Source organism: Streptacidiphilus neutrinimicus, assembly GCF_000787815.1.
Lineage (GTDB): Bacteria > Actinomycetota > Actinomycetes > Streptomycetales > Streptomycetaceae > Streptacidiphilus > Streptacidiphilus neutrinimicus.
The window spans coordinates 29,829-47,876 of the sequence record NZ_BBPO01000013.1 but is presented as its reverse complement, the minus strand read 5'-3'; the positions used below and the strand labels follow the sequence as shown (position 1 = coordinate 47,876).

Here is an 18,048-nt window from a genome sequence, read left to right as displayed (position 1 = left end):
CCGAAGCTGAGCACGAACGGCGATGATGCCGTGACCGAAGGCGGGCAGGCTCGCCGGTTCGTCGTCGAGGCCGACGGCGGGTCGCGGGGCAACCCGGGCCCGGCCGGCTACGGCGCGGTCGTGCGCGACGGCGACACCGGCGAGGTGCTGGCCGAGGCGGCCGAGTACCTCGGCCGCGTCACCAACAACGTGGCGGAGTACCGCGGCCTGATCGCGGGCCTGCGCGCGGCGGCCGCGATCGACCCCTCGGCCACGGTCGAGGTGCGGATGGACTCCAAGCTCGTGGTCGAGCAGATGTCCGGCCGCTGGCAGGTCAAGCACCCGGACATGAAGCCGCTCGCGGCCGAGGCCCGTACGGCCTTCCCGGCCGGGCGGGTCCAGTACCGCTGGGTGCCGCGCAAGGAGAACAAGCACGCGGACCGGCTCGCCAACGAGGCGATGGACGCGGGCCAGGCGGGCCGGGCCTGGGAGCCCAAGCCGCCGCCGCAGGCGTCCCCGGTCACCGCCGCACCCGTCTCCGGGGCGTCCGCCGAGCCGACCGCCGATCAGGGCGCCGAGCCGAAGGCCACCGCCCCGGTGGGCTGGGCCGCGCCCGCGGACATGGGCAAGCCCACCACCCTCGTGCTGCTGCGCCACGGCGAGACCGCGCTGACGCCGGAGAAGCGATTCTCCGGCAGCGGCGGCGGCGACCCCGCGCTCTCCGAGCGCGGTCGCTGGCAGGCCGAGCGCGCCGCCGCGTCCTTCGCCGCGCGCGGGACGATCGAGGCGATCGTCAGCTCGCCGCTGCGGCGCTGCCGGGAGACCGCGCAGGCGGTCGCCGACGCGCTGGGCCTGGAAGTCCGGGTCGAGGAGGCCCTGCGCGAGGCCGACTTCGGCTCCTTCGAGGGGCTCACCTTCGCCGAGGTGAAGGAGCGTCAGCCCGAGGCCCTGAACGCCTGGTTGGCCTCGCCCAGGACGGCTCCGCCGGACGGGGAGAGCTTCGTCGCCGTCGGCCGCCGGGTGGCCGCGGCCCGGGATCGCCTGCTGGCCCGCTACGCCGGGCGCACCGTCCTGGTCGTCTCGCACGTGACGCCGATCAAGACCCTCGTCCGGCTCGCCCTCGGCGCTCCGACGGAGGCGCTGTACCGGATGGAGCTCAGCGCGGCGGCCGTCTCCGCCGTGGCCTTCTACGCCGACGGGAACGCGTCGCTCAGGCTTTTCAACGACACCTCACATCTGCGCTGACCAGCGAGCCGACCACCGACAACTTCATCACCGTCGACGTCGACGCGGACCACGCGCACACCTCGGTCACCCCGGGCGACGGCGACGGTCAGAGCTCGGCGACGACCACGTCCAGCGCCCACGGCTTCCCGCCCGTGGGCGGCTGCGCCTCCACCGTGAACTTCGCGTCTCGCAGCGCCTCCGCCAGCTCCGCGGGCGAGGCCGGCGCCGCGCCCGACTCCAGCAGCTGCCGCAGCAGGCGGCCCTTGGTCGCCTTGTTGAAGTGGCTGACGACGGAGCGCTTGGTCACCCCGCCCACGACCCGCTCGTGCAGCACCCGGACCGTCGCGGTGCGCGCCGCGACCTCCCCGGTCGGCTTCCACAGCGCCGCGTACGCGGAGGACCGCAGGTCCAGCACGAGGCCCTCCCCGGCGAGCTCCGGCATCGCGGCGGCCATCGGCCTGCGCCAGTGCGCGCCGAGGCCGCCGAGCGGCGGCAGCTTGGTCCCGCCGGAGCAGCGGTACGGCGGGATCCGGTCGGTGATCCGCACGACGCCCCACAGGCCCGAGAACACCACCACGCTCTCCTCGGCGCGGGCACGCGCCTGCGGCGCGAGGTCGGCCAGGCCGAGGTTGTCGTAGAGCACGCCCGTGTACAGCCCGCCCGCGGGCAGCGCGGCCGCGGTGCGGAGGTCCGCGTTGCGCGCCAGCTCGCCGCGCAGGCCCTCGCTGATCCCGAGCACCTCCAGCGCGGTCCCCTCGTCCCCCCGGCAGAGTGCGACCAGCGCGTCCAGCACGGCCTCCCGCGCCCCGGTCAGACCGGGCAGCACGAGCGACCCGAGATCGAGCGGCGCTCCCTCCCCGGTCGCGGCCTTGCCCTCCGACGGCGGCAACAGCACCAGCACTGAGCGACTCCTCCAGACACGGTCTTCCCGCCGACAACTCTAGGGCCTGGCTCCGGGGGCCCGTCCGGCCGCCTCATCGGCGCTCGCGCGGAGCCGCACCTCAGCGGCGCCGCGCGCCGCTGGAGGGCGCATCGAGGAACGGTGCAGGCGCCTGTCCGGGTGGCGGGACGGGCGTTCGGGCGGCGAGCCGTACTCGGTAGCCTTGGAGGCACCATGAACGCTAAGACTGCCGCCACCGCAGCCAGCCTCGATCCGGACAAGCCGACCCTTCTCGTCAAGGTCTTCGGCAAGGACCGCCCCGGCCTCACCTCGGGGCTGTTCGCCACGCTCGCCGAGTACGACGTCGACGTCGTCGACTTCGAGCAGGTCGTGACCCGGGGGCGGATAGTCCTCTGCGCGCTCGTGACCGCACCGCCCAACGACGGCGAGCTGCGGGCCCAGGTCCACCAGTGGGCCGAGAGCAGTCACCTCGACGCCGAAGTGATCTCCGGCCGCGGCGACAACCGCCCCCGCGGCGAGGGGCGCTCCCACGTCACCATCCTCGGCAACCCCCTCCCCGCGAGCGCCATCGCCGCGCTCAGCACGCACATCACCGAGACCGGCGGCAACATCGACCGCGTCTTCCGCCTTGCGAAGTACCCGGTGACCGCCGTCGAGCTCGCCGTGTCCGGCGTGCCGACGGAGGTGCTGCGGGCGGCGCTCGCGCCGGAGGCGGCCGCACAGCGCGTGGACGTGGCCGTCGTGGCGTCGGGGCTGCAGCGCAAGGCCAAGCGGCTGGTCGTCATGGACGTGGACTCGACGCTGATCCAGGACGAGGTGATCGAGCTCTTCGCCGCCCACGCCGGCTGCGAGGAGAAGGTCGCCGAGGTCACCGCTGCCGCGATGCGCGGCGAGCTGGACTTCGCCGAGTCGCTGCGGGCCCGCGTCGCCCTGCTCGCGGGCCTGGACGCGAACGTGGTGGACAAGGTCCGCTCCGAGGTCCGGCTGACGCCGGGCGCGCGCACGCTGATCCGGACGCTCAAGCGCCTCGGCTACCAGGTCGGCATCGTGTCCGGCGGCTTCACCCAGGTCACCGACGACCTGGCGGAGCGGCTCGGGCTGGACTTCGCCGCCGCGAACACCCTCGAGGTGGAGGACGGCCGCTTCACCGGCCGCGTCGTCGGCGACATCGTGGACCGGGCCGGCAAGGCCGCCATGCTGCGCCGCTTCGCCGCCGAGGCGGACGTGCCGCTGGAGCAGACCGTGGCGATCGGCGACGGCGCCAACGACCTGGACATGCTGAACACGGCCGGGCTCGGCGTCGCGTTCAACGCCAAGCCGGTGGTCCGCGAGGCCGCGCACACCGCGGTGAACGTCCCGTTCCTGGACACCGTGCTCTACCTGCTCGGCATCTCGCGCGAGGAGGTCGAGGAGGTCGAGGAGGTCGTGGAGAACGCCGAGGAGGCCGGGTTCGACGAGGACACCGAGGTCGGCGCGCCGTAGCCGACCCGGCCGGGGCGTCCGGCCACCATCGAGGGATGCAACTGCCCCTGCATTTCGGAACCGGACGCACCGCCCTGCTCTTCATGCTGGTGGCCTTCGTGCTCACCTTCACGCTCACCCGTCTGATCGTGCGCCTGATCCGCTCCGGCCGCGGGCCCTTCGGGAACGTCGCGGTGGGGGAGGTCCACGTCCACCATCTCGTGCCGGGCATCTTCCTGCTGCTGGTCTCCGGGGTGGTGGTCTTCCTCGCCGTGCCGCACGGCCTGTTCCGTGACTGCGTGGCGGCCGCGTTCGGCGTCGGCGCGGCACTCACGCTGGACGAGTACGCGCTGTGGCTGCACCTGTCCGACGTCTACTGGGCGGACGAGGGCCGCAAGTCCGTCGACACCGTCGTCGGCGTCGCGGCCCTCGGGGGGATCGGGCTGCTGGTCTCCAATCCCTTCTCGCGGCAGCCGGGGGAGGGGACCTGGTTGTTCGTCACCTTCATCCTGATCAACTGCGCCCTGTCGGTGGTCTCCGTCCTCAAGGGGCGGTACTTCCTGGGCGTCGCCGGCGTGCTGTTCCCCTTCCTGGCGCTGTGGGGCGCGCTGCGGCTCGGCTACCCGGGCTCGCCGTGGTTCCGCCGCTTCTACCGCGAGGGCGGCGCCAAGCGGGCGCGCGCCGAGCGCCGCGCCTCGAAGCGGCGACTCTCGGAGCGCTTCAAGGCCATGCTCAGCGGCCTCCCCGAACGTCGGTGAGTCGGCCCTCGGCTCAGCCGAAGTCGGCGCCGATCACGTGCTCGATGTTCCGTTCCGCCAGCGCGGTGATCGTCACGAACGGGTTCACCCCGGTGCTGCCGGGGATCAGCGAGCCGTCGGTGACGTAGAGGCCCGGGTAGCCGTGCAGCCGCCCGTACAGGTCGGTGGCCTGGCCCAGCACGCAGCCGCCGAGCGGGCGGTAGACGAAGTCGTCGCCCCAGGTCCGGTAGACCCCGAAGAGGTCGGTGCGGTAGATCGTCCCCTCGGCCCTGTTGATCCGGTCGAAGACGTTCGCTGCGGCCGTGATCGACGGCTGCGTCCACGCGGCCTGCCAGCTCAGGTCCACGCCGCCGGTGCCGGGGTTGTAGGTGAACGTGGCCCGGTTCGGGTTCTTGGTGATCGCCAGATAGAGGCTGATCCACAGCTCCGTCCCGGCCGGGAACGGGGAGATCTCCGCGAAGCACGGGTAGGTCGGGTCGTCCCAGTTGTCGATGCCGCGCACCGGCATGCACGCCTGCAGCGAACCGGTCGGCGCCCACAGGTAGTTGGCGCGACCGACCATCACGTTGCCGTTGTTGCCCCAGCCCTGGCCGACCGCGGCGGGCAGGTCCGGCAGCAGGCCGGTGTCGCGCATGGTGACCAGCAGCTTGCTGGTGCCCACGCTGCCGGCGCCGAAGAACACCTTGTCGGCGGTGACCGTCTTGACCGCGACCACGTTGCCGCCGGTGTCCAACTGCTGCATCGACACGCGGTAGCCGGAGCCCACAGCGGCGGGGGAGACGGAGGTGACCTTGTGCAGCGGGCTGATCGACAGCCGCCCGGTCGCGGCGGCCGCCGCGAGGTAGGTCTTGTCGAGGGACTGCTTGCCGTAGTTGTTGCCGTAGATGACCTCACTCGCCAGCGCCGAACGCGGCGCGCTCCCGGCCAGCTCCCGCTGCATGTAGGGGAAGCTGTAGACGTTGGGGACGAACACCGTGCTGAACCCGGCGTCGCCCGCCTGGCTGGAGCCGACGCGCGCGTACTGGTAGCAGCTCGCCGAGCCGTACCAGCCGGGATCGACGCTGTTGGCCCCCAGTCCGGCGTTCGCGCGCGGGTAGTAGACGGCGTACATCGCGTCCGCGTCGACCTGCGGCAGGATCTCCTCGAAGTACCAGCGTTTGGGCACCACCGCCATGCCGCCGTTGACGAGCGAACCGCCGCCCACGCCGCGCCCCTGGTACACGCGGGTGCCGGCGAAGTGCTCGGAGTCCAGCACGCCGGTGTAGCTGGGGATGGACCTCTTGTACGGCGCGCCGAGGAAGTAGCTCACCGGCTGGTCCGTCTCGGTGCGCAGCCAGTACGCGCGGCCGTCCGGGTTGAGCATGTCGCAGAAGATCTTCCCGTCGCTGCCGGGGGTGGTCCAGCTCTGGCCCATCTCCACCATGGCGACCGGGATTCCGGCCTGCGTGAGCCGCAGGGCGGTGACGGCCCCGCCGTACCCGGTGCCGACCACCAGCACCGGCACGTGGTCCCCGTTGCCGAGCGCGCTCGCGGGCGTGGCCGCGGCGGCCGTGATCAGTGCGGGCGCGGCCAGCGTCCCCGCTGTCGCAGCCGTCCGCGAGAGGAACTGACGTCTCGACAGGTTGCTCCCGGCACGAACCCTTCCAGGCATGACTCGACCACCACCGATCATCGACGGAACCCGGCTGAGCAGACCCATGGCGCGGACGCGCCGCCCGGATCAACGGAGGTGTGCTCGGCCCGGTCACGCGGCGGCGGGAACTGGAATCTCGCCCCGGGAGGTGGAGAAGTCAATAGCCACCGCGGCTCCGACGCCGTCGGCGCGGGCGGATCAGTCCTGCCGGGGGGCAGCAACCCGGCCGAGCGCCCGCGCATCCTCGGCTACCCGGGCTTCCGCGCTCCGGCGTGACGCCCGAGGGCCGCCCGCTACAGCGCGGCCGCAGGCGCGGGAGCGATCCCGACGAGGTGCGGGCCCATCGCCGAGCGGGTGAAGTCCCGGTGCCGCGCCATCCGGAGGCAGGCCGCGTCCACCAGGGGCCGGCCCTCGCAGAGCCTGGCCTCCGCCGCCCCGACGCGGCCCAGACGCGGCGCGGCCGCACCGCGCAGGGAGTCCGCGACCGCGGGGAAGTCGCCTTCGTACATCACCAGTTGCGTGGTCTCCCGCCACCTGGTCGCGCCGTCGGCGCCAGCCTCGGGCACCGCGATGACGTGGCTGCGGCGGCCGCGGAAGTCGGTCAGGTGCTCCGGCAGGTGCAGCAGCGTGGCCTTGTCCCAGCCGACGCCCAGCAGCAGCACCCGGGCGTTGAGCCGCAGCAGCGCGCCGAGCGGGCCGCCGGCGCCCAGTCCGTAGTCGAGCGGGTGCGGGGCCAGGACCTCCTGTGCCGCGGGTCCCAACGCCGCGAAGGAGTAGAGCGGGTGGGCGGAGCGACGCGCGGTCCGGCAGGCTCGCACCAGCTCCGGGAACCGGCCGAGGCTCGGCTGTGCGGGATGCACCTCGGGGTCGAAGGGCGGCAGGCTCGCACGGATCCGTGGCCACCACTCCTCGGGGACCCGGCGGCGGACCCAGGTGGCCGGATCGCACAGGTAGGTGGTGAACGTCGGCACCACCACGGTCCCCTGCGGTCCGAGGGCGTCGCGGAGCGCGACCAGCAGGGCGACGCCTCCGCCGATCGTCCAGCCCAGCGAGCGCAGCGAGCAGTGCACGATCACCGTGTCGCCGCGGCGCAGGCCGAGGGCCTCCAGATCCTCCGTCAGCGCGCGGCGCCCGAAGGGGCCCGGCGTGCCTTCTTCGGCGGCGGGGTGCAGCACGGGACGTCCTCCTCGGTCGGGTCGGCGGCCGCTACGACTCGGACGGCGCGGCCGCGACGGAGGCGGGCGCGCGCTCATCCGCTGGCGCGGCGGCCCGCTCCCGCTCCTGTTCCTGCCCGTGATCCTGCTGCCGCTCCTGCGGCCGGATGCCCGCGACGATCGGGGGCACCAGCAGCCCGGCCGCACCGAACAGGGCGGCCACCACCAGCCAGCCGCCGCCGTGGCCGGTTCCGACCAGCGCCGCGAGCAGCAACGGGCCGAGCACCGTCTGCAGGCTGTGGTAGAGCTGGAACGCGCCCAGGTACTCGCTGCGCCGCTCCTCCGGCGCGACCGCGAAGCCCAGGCTGAACGCGCTCGCCGAGTGCCACAGTTCGGCAGCGGTGACCAGGACCAGCGCCAGCACGACCAGGGCCGCCGCGGCCCACAGCGGCACGGCCCCGGAGACCGCCAGCGGCAGGCAGCCCGCGGCCCCGGCCAGCCCCGCGCGCCGGGCCACCCGGGCTGCGCCCGAAAGCTCCTCCGCGCCCCGGGCGAAGCGCATCTGCAGCAGTACCACGAGCACCGTGTTCAGGCCGATCAGCAGCGGGATCGTCGCCTTGGGCAGGTGGGTCCCGACGATGATCCACAGCGGGATGCCGATGCTCAGCACGGTGTCGTGCAGGCCGAGCAGCGCGTTGACGGCGACCACCCGCTGCAGGCGCCGGTCGCGCAGCGCCACCAGTCGCAGCCCTCCCCCCGGGCCCGGGCGGACCTCGGTCCTCGGCAGCCGCAGCACCAGCAGCCCCGCGACGACGAACGAGGCGCCGTTCACCAGCGGAAAGAGCTGGAGCATCGGGTGGCTGCCGAGGGCGGCGAGCAACGCGGCGGCCAGCGTGCCCAGGCCCATGCTGGCGTTGCCGACGGCGCGGATCGCCGCCCGGGTCGTCACCCGCGTCTCCTCGGGGGCGAACTCCGCGATGAGCGCCACGAACGACGGGCCCAGGCCGAACTGCAGCGCCCCGAGGAACCCGGCCAGCAGGTAGAACTGCCAGGCCGCGCTCACCGCCGGATAGACCAGGAAGCCGCAGCCGAGCACGACCAGGCGTCCGGCCAGATGCCTGCGCGCGCCGAGGGTGTCGGCCAAAGCCCCGGACATCACCGGCGCCGTCAGCCCCATCAGCCCGCCCACGGTGAGGCCGGTGCCGATCTGCTCCGCGCTCAGGTGGGTCACCTGCGTGAGGTAGACCGCGACCCCCGCGACGAAGAAGCCGCCGCCGACGCCGTCGATGCCGTGCAGCAGGGCCAGCGTCCGCATGGGGCCCTGCAGGGACGTGAGCAGGGATCGCACATCGGCCTCCCGGACGTCGCGGTGGTTAGGGTGCCTCCGACCACTCCGGACGGAGGAGCGAAAAGATCAACTGATCGTGCCAGTCCCCGGCGCGCCACTGCGCGCGACGCAGCCTGCCCTCCAGACGGAAGCCCGCCTTCTCGAGGGCCCGCTGCTCGGGGACGTTGTCGGCGTCCGTGGTCACCTGGATCCGCTCGACCCTGGTGTGGGTGAACAGGTAGGCCGCCAGCCGCCGTTGCGCCTCCGTGCCGATGCCCTTGCCGCGGGCTCCCGGGAAGAGGCCGATGGCGATCTCCCAGCACCAGGAGGTGTCGGCGCGCCCCCACGCGCGGCGGAACCACTCGACGCGCCCGGCCAGCTCCCCGCCCGCCGTCACCGACAGCATGTTCTCGTCGCCGCCCAGCAGCCCGCGCTGGGCGTGCAGTTCGCGTAGGCGCAGGGTCGGCGTCCAGCCGAACCACTGGTAGGGCCCCGGCCCTTCGGGCCCGGCGAACTCCGCGTCGAAGCGGTCCAGATCCTCGGCGGTCACCGGGCGCAGCGTGACCTCGTCGCCGCCGCGCCCGTCGCCGTCGCCCGGGTTGCCGCCGGTCCGGTTGTGGATGTCCATGGGAGCGGTCCTACCCGAGGTGCTCCGCCTTCAGCCGCACCGCGGACTTGAGCACCTGGCCGCCCTCGGCATTCTCCAGACGGTCTGTCAGCACGGCGCGCAGCGCGGCGAACCGCTCGGCGGGCGTCTGCTGGTGGTGCTGCTCGGTCAGCTCCACGTAGCGCGGGTCGTCGAGGAGTTCGGCGAGGAAGACCTGGGCGAGGTCCTGGGTGCTCGGCTCCTCGATGGTGATCGCCACGTGGATCGAGTTGCCCAGCCGCGCGGTGGCGGAGTGCGGGGTGCCGTGCGGCATGTAGAGGACGTCGCCGGGACGCAGGGTCACCTCCACCCGGCGGTCGGCCGGGATCACCCCGCCCGTGTAGCGGGTGGAGTCGCTGATCGAGGTCTCGTCGAGCCGCCCGACGACCCAGTCCTTGATCCCCGCCACCTGGAGCACGAAGACGTGCGCCCCGTCCATGTGGGCGGCGATCGCGGTCTTGCCGGGCGGGCTGAGGAAGACGAACGCTTCGAGCCCCGCGCGGAACTCCGGCTCCAGGCCCTTCACCAGAGCCCTGATCCGCGGGTGCCAGTGCTCGGCCTGGCTGAACTTGAACGTGCCGCCGGCCGCGAACTCCTCACGGATGTGCTTCTCGTTGACGTAGCCGGGGATGACGTGTCCGGCGATGTGGCGGCGGCGGGTCATGTCGGACACCGCGCTGCGCACGCCCTCGTCGAAGGCGGTGAAGTAGGGCCGGATCAGCAGACCGCAGTCCAGCTCCTCCCACATCTCCTCCTCGCTGATCAGCGCCGGCAGCTCGGCCGAGGAGCGGAACACCACGGGCTGGCTGCCCCAGTGGTTCTGGAAGAAGTCGTCGACATCCCCCACGAGTTGGGCGAGGGTGGTGGGCGCCTCGCCGGTCCTGTCGCTCATCCGGTCACCTCCCGCATCGAGGCCAGCGCCAGCTGCGTCCAGGCGCTGTCGTCCAGTCGGCCGGCGCCGTGCAGCAGGGCGGCGCGGGTGTTCTCGGTGCGCTGCTCCAGGGTGGTGGCGTGGAAGCGGTGCATCAGCTCCCAGTCCGTCTCCACCAGGTGGTTGACGAGCGCCTGGAGCAGGTCGTCGGGGGTGGGCTCGGTCAGCGTCAGCGTCAGGTGCAGCGAGTCGCCGTCCCGGGCCACCGCGTCGTGCGGCCAGCCGTGCGGGAGGTAGAGGACGTCGCCGGGCTCCAGCACGAACGTGTGGCTCGGCCGCTCGGCGTCCACGTCCAGACCCGCGCCGCTGCGGATCTGGCCGTCCTGGGCGAACAGTTGCCACTCCTTGCGCCCGTGCAGCTGGATCGCCAGCACGTGCGAGGCGTCGCGGTGCGGCAGCATGCCGCGGCGCTGGGGCGGGGTCCAGAAGACGTAGGAGTCGACGGCGGCGGGGACGACTGCCTCGATCTGCTCCACCAGACGGCGGGTCGGCCGGTGCCAGTGCGAGAGCTGGTTGAGCTTGAGCGTGCCGCCCGCCGCCATGAGGCGGCGGATGGCCACCGGGTCGGGGAAGCCGTCGCGCTGGTGGCCGATGACATCCCGGACGGTGGTGTAGTGCTCGGTGTGCGGGACGGCCCCGTCCCGGAGTACGGAGAAGTACGGCCAGCGCAGCAGGCTGGAGTCGAGCTTCTCCTCGATGAGGTCGGTGGTGATGTAGTCGGCGGGATCCACCGCTCCGCGCAGGATCTGGTGTTCCCGGCCCCAGTGTTCGGTGAAGGTCCCGCCGTCCTTCAGGACGTCGACGAGTGATGCCGCCATGGTTCGCTCCCGCTCTCCGCTCTATCCCTTCCCGGTGGTCTCGCCGAACCGAGCTCCGGACGGGCGCAGGCCCGACCGGAGCTCCGTGGAACGTCAGGCGGCGCTGATCTGGTTCATGATCGTCTTGGGGGCGTCGTAGCTGTCCTCCTCCTCGCTGAGCGAGGTCATGGCCAGGTCGGACTCCTCGGAAACGCTGGAGCTGTCGAGCGCCTTCTTGGTGTCGCGGATGCCCATCACTGCCTCCGATCGTGAAACCTCCTCCGCCGCGGACCGGCGGTTCCGGAGAGGTTGCCGCCCCCGTCTCGCAGGCTGCTCGAAGGCATGTCGAGACCCGAGACCTATAGGCCCATCGACACTAGTTGACAGAAGACTAGTTTCAGTGCAACTATGGAGTCATCGCAAGGAACGCACCGAAGCACGAACCCCGCACACCTCAGTCCTCGCTCGCACGGAAGGGTCCACCGAAATGGCCGAGTACACGTTCACCCCGACCAGGCACGTCGAGCGCTTCAACGTCGACCACACGGTCGTCAAGCGGCTGGGCCACTGGACCACGGCCGACTCCTTCGAGATCCGCGCCCGCGGCGGCGCCGTCGTCCTCGACCTCCGCTCGGCGGAGCTGCCGGCCGACCTCGAGATCCACGTCGACCTGCGCCGCGCCTCGGTCAAGCTGCTGCTGCCGGAGGAGACCGAGGTCGACCACTGGGACGTGCAGTGGACCGGCCGCGGCAAGGTCAAGGACGCCGAGAAGGGCACCACGCTCCCGGCCACCCGCCGGGTCCGCCTCGTCGGCGCCGCCGACAACAGCGAGATCCGCGTCCTGCGGGCCGGGGTCGCCGCCGTCGCCGCGATCTTCACCCGCGAGTGGCTCGACGACGCCCGCCGCGCCCGCAAGGAGGGCCGCCTCACCAACCTCGACGACCCGACCCGCAACCCCTACGCCGACCCGCACCGCGCGGCCTGAGCCGGGAACCGCCCGAAGCTCGGGCGGGGCAGCCAAGACGTGGCCGCCCCGCCCGAGCTTCTGCCGTCCGCGGCCCGAACCAGCGGCGTTCAGGCGCGGTCCGGCTGAGCCGGAGGCGTCAGACGGTCGCGTCGCCGTTCGCGGGGGAGCCGAGGCTCGCGACCCGGCGGCGCTGCCGCAGCGCTCGGACGGCCGGCACGGCGAGGGCGGCGAGGAAGGCCAGGCCGACGAGGGTGTAGAGCTCGCCCTGGAGGATCTGTGGGCCGTGCCAGCCGAACTCGGCGTGGTTGTCGTAGGGGAGCCACCAGATGATGCCCGAGGGCAGTGTGCCCGTCTGGGCGCCCTCGTAGCGGGGCCAGGCCGCGAAGAGAAGCAGCGCCGCGAGCGGGACGAGCCAGCGGGCGTCGAGGAGGCGACGGGCGCCGTGCGCGGCCCAGTCCGCGCCGACGACGAGCGCGGGCAGGATCCACACCCAGTGGTGGGACCAGGAGATGGGCGAGGCCAGGAGTCCGACCACGCCAGTGATCAGGATCGCGAGCATCTCGTTGCCGCGCCGGTGCTGCCGGGCGGCGAGCAGCAGCCCGACCACGGCCACCGTGCCCGCGACGACGAACCACACCGCCTGGACGGCCGCCCCGCCGTGCAGGGCCCGGTCGATCATGCCGTGCAACGACTGGTTGCCCACGTACTCGACCCCGCCCATGCGCGCGGAGTCGAAGAACAGCCCGCCCCAGTACTGCCGCGCCTCGGTGGGGAAGAGTGCGAACGAACCGACGACGGTCAGCACGAACGTCCCGGTCGCGACCGCGGCAGCCCGCCAGCGGCGGGTGAGCAGGAGGTAGGGGATGAACACCGCCGGGACGAGCTTGAAGCCGGCCGCCAGACCGACGCCGACGCCCTTGCCACGGAACCGGTCGGGCAGACACAGGTCGGCGACCACGATCACCATGAGCCAGACGTTGACCTGCCCGAACGACAGCGTCTGCTGCACCGGCTCGGTCCCCAGCGCGACCGCGCCCGCCAGCAGCGTCGCGCCGAAGCGTCCGACGGAGACCCGGTGGCCCAGGCGTCCCCAGCACAGCCAAGCCGTCGTGAACAGCGCGAGGACCGTGCCGGTGGTCATCAGGATCTGGACGTGGGCGAACTTGAGGAAGGAGGCGGCGGCGAACACCATCGCCGAGAACGGGGGATAGGTGAAGGGCAGGCGCACCCAGGTGTAGCTGCCGGTGTAGAGGTGGCTGCTACTGCGCAGCGCCTTGCCGCCGTCGTAGTACACCTGCAGGTCCAGGGTGGAGGCCATGCCGCCCTGGTGGCTGTTCATCCACGCCAGCCAGGCCCAGAGGGCCGCAACGGTGGCGACCACGCCGGGGACGATCAGCCAGGAAGGCAGAGCGATTCGCCCGCTCTGCGCACGAACGCGCTCCTTGCTGGCTGGCGGCTGTATGCCGGCCTCGGCGGCCATGATCCATCCTCCTGCCCCCCGGTCACCGCGCGGGGCCGTCGGCGAGTGCCGGGCACTGCCGCGTTCCTTGGCAGCCGCTCGCGCGGACAATTCGAAATCGGCGGGGCCCGGGGAGGCTACCACGCGTACGTGTGAGTACCTGGGATGTCGAATGCAACCCAGAACAGGCAAATTGCCAGGAAAGGCTCGGGGAAGGCGGGCGAACGGACAGCCTGGCATGCACGCCACAACGTCGTGTAGAGCAGACTGCGTGGCCCGGGTGTACGGCGTTCGAGGGCTCGAGGAGGAAGACCGTTTCGACCTCGGATACCGGGCCGTGTTCGCCCGAGGGCTCGAACCCGGCCGAGTTGGTTTTGCGGACAAGCACAGTGCACGGTTGATGCACGAGGACGAGAACGCTTGAACGACCGCCAGCCGAGCGGAATGAAGGGTCGGTGCCCAAGCACCAACCGCGAAAAGGGTGGCGCGAGCTATGCGTTGACCTGTTGAAGACATGGTGTGGCGGGCGGACGGTTCAGGATCGGCCTCCCCCTTAGCCGGCGCGAGATCGCGCGACTGTGAACAGACGACGAAGGCCCCGCCCACCGTGCCTGGACGGGGCCGCCGTGCCTCGCTAGCCCATCGGCCGGTACTCGAAGAACGCGGCGAGACGCTCCGCGATCTCGGGCACATCGATCAGCGACTGTGCGGCCTCAAGCACAAGGGTTTCGGCCGCGTCCTCATCAAGGGGCTCGGCAAGACGCCAGTCGTTGATGGTGAGGAACACGGCGGTGGACCACCACGCGGTGCGCTTGTTGCCGTCGATGAGTGCGTGGTTGCTGGCGAGTGAGTGGAGCAGGGACGCGGCCTTCTCAAACAGCGTCGGGTAGGCCTCGACTCCGTACGCGCCGGACTGGGGCCGGGCGGCGGCGCTGGCGAGCAGGCCGTAGTCCCGGACCTTGGGTTCCGTGTCGAATGCCCCCAGGTTGATGGTGGCGATCGCAAGGATGTCGTCGGCGCTGAGGTACGCGATGATGGCGAACTCCTGTGGCTACTTCTCGGCCAGGCGCTTTGCCAGGCCAGCGGAGATGCGCCCCACCTCTGCCGCGGCCTTGGCGACCTTGGCTCGGTGAATCTCCACTAGGGCGGCGTCGTGGACGAACGTCTTGAGGCTCGTTCCGGCGGGCGTCGCGCTGCGGAGCTGTTCCATCTCCTCGTCGGAGAATGTGATGTTCAGTGCGGGCATGGTGTCCGCCTCCGGCTCCAGGTGGTGGTTGGCGTGTGGCGTCGCCAGGTACCAAATCCGGTACCCGATCATAGGGTACCAAATCCGGTACCGAAAGCAAGGCTCGCGGGCGAGCACACACGACTGGTGCGTGCCGCAAAAGCGCAGGTCAGCGGCCAGTAAGGCGACTTCGCGCGCTGGTTCGCCGATGAGTGGATGGGCCGTCCACTTGAAGCGGCAGACGGCTACAGCGAGAGCGAGCGGGCGGCCGTCGAAGCCGAGCTGGGCTTCGAACTCCCGGCCGCCGTGCGCGAGGGATACGCGCTGTTCGGGCGTCGGCATGATCTGACCCAGCAGCAGGACCCCTTGGTCCCCGCGACGGGGCTATACGTCACCGATGATTTGGGCGGCATCTTGGTCTTCCGCCATGAGAATCAGGACTGCGCCTTCTGGGCGATCCCCCTGGCCGAGATCGAACAAGATGATCCGCCAGTGGTGGTGGAGTCCCGCGACGGCTGGATACCGTTCCTCGATCGGACGTCCCTCGCGTGGGTCGAACCGTGCTGAGTGAGTCGCTCTTCGGAGCGGACGACCTCCGTCTCTACGACGCCTGCGAGCTGCCGGACGCGCTCTTGCCGAGCCTCCACGAGCGCTATGCCCGAGTGGACCTGCCTGAATATCCAATGTGGGCCAGTAAGGACGACTCACCCGTGCGCTGGTACTCGGCACCTGGCCGGCTGGTCCGCAGAGACGGGAGCGAGAACCAGTCCTGGATCCATGCACGTGGGCGCACGGACGCTCATCTCGAAATCGTGCGCGAGGAACATCCTGGAAGGTTCGGCAAGGTTGGGCGTGATCTTGGGCATTCCGCCATTTCGGTGCATGCCGCGCGACGTTTGGGGGCCGCTCTCACAGCGCCATTTCAGTGCACAATCAGTGCCCAGTCGCGAGGGAAGTCCAGGGAACTCGCCTCGAAAGAAACCGCAGGTCAGCCCCCAGAACGAACCAGTCGGAGAGAACGAGCGGGACATGTCCGACTGGTCCGCGCCGAAAAAGCGCAGGTCAACGGCCTGGAAGGCGGACGAGTCGGCCTGTACGCCGGGGACCCTGGAGCGCCCAGGTGGATGCCCTTTGACCTGCGCGGATGTCGGCTGCCCCGGTGCAATGCACGGGTAGTGCACGAGGACGAGAACGCGTGAACGACCGTTGGTGGGGCGGTCTGAGCTTCGGGTCAGCAGGTTTGCGCGAACCGCGTCCGGTGCCGCAGCGCGAGGAGCCCTGGCTGCAGCTCAGCCGTCTCCGTCGTGGCGGGAGCGTGCTGGAAGCCGGCGAGGCGGAGGGCCGAGAGGGCGGGCAGGTTCTGTTCCGCCACCACGGCGTACAGCTCCTTGACCGCCAGGTGCTGGTGGGCCATCTTCGCGGCGGCGGCGAAGAGGTCGGCGCCCAGGTTCCTGCCGCGGAAGTGCGGCGCGAGCCAAGCGTTGACCTGACAATCTTCGAACAACTGCACGGCTCCGGCGTAGCGGCCGTGGTCGCGATCGACGACGATCAGGTGCCGGTACTCGAGAGCCTCGAGGTATCGGTGCCCGGCGCTGTCGTCGAGGTGTTCGTGCATGTGCTCACGGTTGGCGTCGTCGACGTTGAAGAACCAGTCACGGGTTTCCGCGACAGGTCCCTCCTGGTCCCAGGCGAGCCAGCGCTGGGCATCGTCGTCGTAGGCTCCGGCCATTGATCCCAGGAAGTCGAGGTCGTCGACGGGGGAGCGCACGATGAGCCCTCCGACGGCCACCTCGTGCCGCCCACTTGTGCAGCGAGACTGTCTTCCGGGCCAGGGCATTCGACCTACTCCTTCGATGGTGGGTGCGAGCTGGGGGTCAGCTTGCCGGCCTGTCGTCCGGGTCGGGGGAGTAGGGCGGGATGGTCCAGCGAAGGACGGTCGTGTCGGCGAGGGATTCGAGGGTGGCGGGGTAGACCTGTCCGTAGGCGCGCTCGCCGCGGTGGCGCATGGAGTGGTCGCCGGGGTCCCAGCCGATGCCGAGCACCGGGCAGCCACCGACCTCGGCAATCCCAGCCAGCAGGGGATGGCTCCAGCTGGCCCGGTTCAGCCTGTGGTAGTCGGTGTGGGCGTCGACCGCGATCATCAGGCCCTTTCCCGGGCCGTCGCGAAGCCACGTCTGGAGCCTCTCCGCGAGTGCCTCCGCCTCGGCGAGCGGCAGGTCGAGCCAACCGCGCGGCCCGTAGCCACCGTGGTGCTGAGGGACGCGTTCCCCGCCGAACTCGGCGTGAACATCGCCCTCGTACTTGCCCCAGTAGGTGACGTCGGCCAGGCCGTCGATGGACTCTCCGTCCAGACCTGTGAACCCGTCCAGGGCCCGCGCGTCGCCGAGCACCATGCCGCACCGGTCAACCGGCAGGTCGCCCAGCACCAGTGGTCCGGCGCCGCGGTCCTCGGGCCACGGCAGACCGAGGCCGACCTCGAGGACCGAGATCGTCGGCTCGCCGTCGAACGGCGAGGGTGATGTCAGTGCCCGTACCGGGAGCAGCCGGTTCGCCGCGGCTCGCACGACGATCGCCTCGCCGCTCCACGGGCGTGGCTCTCCGTCGACAGGCTCAAACAGATGGGAGCCGCCCGATGCCACGGCTGCGAACGCGCGCTCGGACAGCGGTTGGCCGGTCTCGGGCCAGAAATCGATCCAGGCCGCCATGCCCAGCACGAGGACACCTGAGGGAGCCGCGACAGCCCCGAGGTCGACATAGCTCTCGGTCACCCGCCGATTGAAGCCGCCCGAGCTCCCGCGATCAAGACGATCTGGCGGCCCACTGCATGTCACTTGTTGTCATTGCTGAACTTGTCCGAGCGATGTTGGCTGCTGTAGACCTTCGGTGGCCCGGATTGGCACGGTCAGACAGGTATGGCGGGCTGTACGACCAAGAAGGACGGCCGATGGACGAAGAGGAGGGCCTGCGCCGCTACGGGCTGCGCCCTGCCCTCGCGGACCTGGGCGAGATTCGCGCCCTACTCAGCGCGCACACGGAGCGCGAGCGACGCACTCAGGGTGAAGGTGACACCGAGTTGATGAAGCTCTGCTGCGTCCAACTGTTCAACAGCGGCGACATCGACGACGCGCTCCTCGTGTGGAGTGCGAAAGAAGCCAGTTACGACGCGGCCTGCTCGGTCGACATCGAGCTCATGCTCGGGCGTGGACTGGATGCAACGAAGGCGTATCTCTCGGCCCTCCCCATGACTGCTGCAGTCGCCGCGCTGGACCGCCTGTGCGAGCTTGAGACGGACGGTCAATTCGAAGGCTTCTCCGCCGACGAGTACTCCGCCTTCTACGACAGCTACTACAATGGCCCCTGAAGCCCGCGCCGTTGAGTTGGACTCTTGGGATTTGCCGTGGCTGATGACGGATTTGAGCACTTCGTCCCGCTTGTGAGGGCCCTGGTCAAGGCGGGTAACCGTCTGGTCCACGAAGACAGGCCTGGGGTGTTTCTGTACAACCAAGGCGGGGCGTATTGCGCACTGCAAGGCCCGCTGCACTTCGAAGCCGTGCGGCATCTGCCTCGTCGTCCGGAAGTGGAC

At 71.1% G+C, this 18,048-nt stretch carries 19 protein-coding genes; 6 read left to right on the top strand and 13 right to left on the bottom strand.

Annotated elements, in window-relative coordinates:
- The first annotated feature begins 30 nt into the window (after window positions 1-30).
- Window positions 31-1,224 (top strand): bifunctional RNase H/acid phosphatase, encoded by a 1,194-nt coding sequence (locus TR48_RS11340; protein WP_042365934.1) that lies wholly within the window; start codon window positions 31-33, stop codon window positions 1,222-1,224.
- A gap of 88 nt (window positions 1,225-1,312) precedes the next feature.
- Here TR48_RS11340 and yaaA read toward each other — a convergent pair whose 3' ends face one another.
- Window positions 1,313-2,107: a peroxide stress protein YaaA gene (gene yaaA / locus TR48_RS11335; RefSeq protein WP_042365933.1), complete on the bottom strand. Its 795-nt coding sequence runs from the start codon at window positions 2,105-2,107 to the stop codon at window positions 1,313-1,315.
- A gap of 213 nt (window positions 2,108-2,320) precedes the next feature.
- On the opposite strand from yaaA, the gene serB reads away from it, so the two are divergent.
- The gene (gene serB, locus TR48_RS11330) at window positions 2,321-3,589 is read left to right on the top strand and encodes a phosphoserine phosphatase SerB (RefSeq protein WP_042365932.1); all 1,269 of its coding nucleotides are present in this window, start codon (window positions 2,321-2,323) and stop codon (window positions 3,587-3,589) included.
- 35 nt (window positions 3,590-3,624) lie between these two features.
- Entirely contained in the window at window positions 3,625-4,326 is a 702-nt protein-coding gene (locus TR48_RS11325) for a hypothetical protein (RefSeq protein ID WP_042365931.1), read from the top strand.
- A 13-nt stretch (window positions 4,327-4,339) separates the two neighbouring features.
- Here the strand turns inward: TR48_RS11325 and TR48_RS11320 are convergent, their stop codons facing one another.
- From TR48_RS11320 to TR48_RS43115, 7 genes are all read right to left on the bottom strand, one after another.
- Window positions 4,340-5,977 carry a GMC oxidoreductase gene (locus TR48_RS11320; RefSeq protein ID WP_084729220.1) on the bottom strand — a complete coding sequence of 546 codons (1,638 nt, stop codon included), beginning with the start codon at window positions 5,975-5,977 and terminating at the stop codon, window positions 4,340-4,342.
- Between the two features lie 275 nt (window positions 5,978-6,252).
- A complete protein-coding gene (locus TR48_RS11315) occupies window positions 6,253-7,134 on the bottom strand; it encodes an AAC(3) family N-acetyltransferase (RefSeq protein WP_052442578.1) in 882 nt (293 codons plus the stop codon).
- A 31-nt stretch (window positions 7,135-7,165) separates the two neighbouring features.
- The gene (locus TR48_RS11310) at window positions 7,166-8,461 is read right to left on the bottom strand and encodes an MFS transporter (RefSeq protein ID WP_052442577.1); all 1,296 of its coding nucleotides are present in this window, start codon (window positions 8,459-8,461) and stop codon (window positions 7,166-7,168) included.
- A gap of 25 nt (window positions 8,462-8,486) precedes the next feature.
- Window positions 8,487-9,068, bottom strand: coding sequence for a GNAT family N-acetyltransferase (locus tag TR48_RS11305; RefSeq protein ID WP_052442576.1), 582 nt, complete (start codon window positions 9,066-9,068; stop codon window positions 8,487-8,489).
- Window positions 9,069-9,078: 10 nt separating this feature from the next.
- A complete protein-coding gene (locus tag TR48_RS11300; protein WP_042365930.1) occupies window positions 9,079-9,978 on the bottom strand; it encodes a JmjC domain-containing protein in 900 nt (299 codons plus the stop codon).
- Complete coding sequence (locus TR48_RS11295; RefSeq protein WP_042365929.1) at window positions 9,975-10,835, bottom strand: JmjC domain-containing protein; 861 nt, start codon at window positions 10,833-10,835, stop codon at window positions 9,975-9,977. Before TR48_RS11295 ends, TR48_RS11300 begins: the two co-directional genes overlap by 4 nt.
- A gap of 93 nt (window positions 10,836-10,928) precedes the next feature.
- Window positions 10,929-11,069, bottom strand: a complete 141-nt coding sequence (locus TR48_RS43115) for a hypothetical protein (RefSeq protein WP_161789810.1) — start codon at window positions 11,067-11,069, stop codon at window positions 10,929-10,931.
- A gap of 232 nt (window positions 11,070-11,301) precedes the next feature.
- Between TR48_RS43115 and TR48_RS11290 the strand changes: the two genes are divergently transcribed.
- Entirely contained in the window at window positions 11,302-11,799 is a 498-nt protein-coding gene (locus TR48_RS11290) for a hypothetical protein (protein WP_042365928.1), read from the top strand.
- Window positions 11,800-11,917: 118 nt separating this feature from the next.
- On the opposite strand, the gene TR48_RS11285 is transcribed toward TR48_RS11290, so the two are convergent.
- The 3 genes from TR48_RS11285 to TR48_RS11275 all read right to left on the bottom strand — a co-directional run bounded on the left by TR48_RS11285 (window position 11,918) and on the right by TR48_RS11275 (window position 14,486).
- Window positions 11,918-13,261, bottom strand: a complete 1,344-nt coding sequence (locus TR48_RS11285; RefSeq protein ID WP_042365927.1) for a glycosyltransferase 87 family protein — start codon at window positions 13,259-13,261, stop codon at window positions 11,918-11,920.
- A gap of 613 nt (window positions 13,262-13,874) precedes the next feature.
- Entirely contained in the window at window positions 13,875-14,273 is a 399-nt protein-coding gene (locus TR48_RS40295) for a type II toxin-antitoxin system death-on-curing family toxin (protein WP_084729216.1), read from the bottom strand.
- An 18-nt stretch (window positions 14,274-14,291) separates the two neighbouring features.
- Window positions 14,292-14,486: a hypothetical protein gene (locus TR48_RS11275; RefSeq protein WP_042366006.1), complete on the bottom strand. Its 195-nt coding sequence runs from the start codon at window positions 14,484-14,486 to the stop codon at window positions 14,292-14,294.
- Between the two features lie 195 nt (window positions 14,487-14,681).
- On the opposite strand from TR48_RS11275, the gene TR48_RS41800 reads away from it, so the two are divergent.
- On the top strand, window positions 14,682-15,032 hold the full coding sequence (locus tag TR48_RS41800; protein WP_063770965.1) for a hypothetical protein: 351 nt from the start codon (window positions 14,682-14,684) through the stop codon (window positions 15,030-15,032).
- A 664-nt stretch (window positions 15,033-15,696) separates the two neighbouring features.
- On the opposite strand, the gene TR48_RS11265 is transcribed toward TR48_RS41800, so the two are convergent.
- On the bottom strand, window positions 15,697-16,233 hold the full coding sequence (locus TR48_RS11265; protein WP_236652106.1) for a GNAT family N-acetyltransferase: 537 nt from the start codon (window positions 16,231-16,233) through the stop codon (window positions 15,697-15,699).
- A gap of 106 nt (window positions 16,234-16,339) precedes the next feature.
- A complete protein-coding gene (locus TR48_RS44680; RefSeq protein WP_174501688.1) occupies window positions 16,340-17,233 on the bottom strand; it encodes a hypothetical protein in 894 nt (297 codons plus the stop codon).
- Between the two features lie 176 nt (window positions 17,234-17,409).
- On the opposite strand from TR48_RS44680, the gene TR48_RS11250 reads away from it, so the two are divergent.
- Window positions 17,410-17,826: a hypothetical protein gene (locus tag TR48_RS11250; RefSeq protein WP_042365924.1), complete on the top strand. Its 417-nt coding sequence runs from the start codon at window positions 17,410-17,412 to the stop codon at window positions 17,824-17,826.
- Window positions 17,827-18,048: the final 222 nt, after the last annotated feature.

Bases quoted from the DNA above. Each gene is read 5' to 3' on its own strand.
- serB (WP_042365932.1), top strand. From the start codon at position 2,321: ATGAACGCTAAGACTGCCGCCACCGCAGCCAGCCTCGATCCGGACAAG.
- TR48_RS11325 (WP_042365931.1), top strand. From the start codon at position 3,625: ATGCAACTGCCCCTGCATTTCGGAACCGGACGCACCGCCCTGCTCTTC.
- TR48_RS11320 (WP_084729220.1), bottom strand. From the start codon at position 5,977: ATGCCTGGAAGGGTTCGTGCCGGGAGCAACCTGTCGAGACGTCAGTTC.
- TR48_RS11305 (WP_052442576.1), bottom strand. From the start codon at position 9,068: ATGGACATCCACAACCGGACCGGCGGCAACCCGGGCGACGGCGACGGG.
- TR48_RS11300 (WP_042365930.1), bottom strand. From the start codon at position 9,978: ATGAGCGACAGGACCGGCGAGGCGCCCACCACCCTCGCCCAACTCGTG.
- TR48_RS11295 (WP_042365929.1), bottom strand. From the start codon at position 10,835: ATGGCGGCATCACTCGTCGACGTCCTGAAGGACGGCGGGACCTTCACC.
- TR48_RS43115 (WP_161789810.1), bottom strand. From the start codon at position 11,069: ATGGGCATCCGCGACACCAAGAAGGCGCTCGACAGCTCCAGCGTTTCC.
- TR48_RS11290 (WP_042365928.1), top strand. From the start codon at position 11,302: ATGGCCGAGTACACGTTCACCCCGACCAGGCACGTCGAGCGCTTCAAC.
- TR48_RS11285 (WP_042365927.1), bottom strand. From the start codon at position 13,261: ATGGCCGCCGAGGCCGGCATACAGCCGCCAGCCAGCAAGGAGCGCGTT.
- TR48_RS11275 (WP_042366006.1), bottom strand. From the start codon at position 14,486: ATGCCCGCACTGAACATCACATTCTCCGACGAGGAGATGGAACAGCTC.
- TR48_RS41800 (WP_063770965.1), top strand. From the start codon at position 14,682: ATGGGCCGTCCACTTGAAGCGGCAGACGGCTACAGCGAGAGCGAGCGG.
- TR48_RS11250 (WP_042365924.1), top strand. From the start codon at position 17,410: ATGGACGAAGAGGAGGGCCTGCGCCGCTACGGGCTGCGCCCTGCCCTC.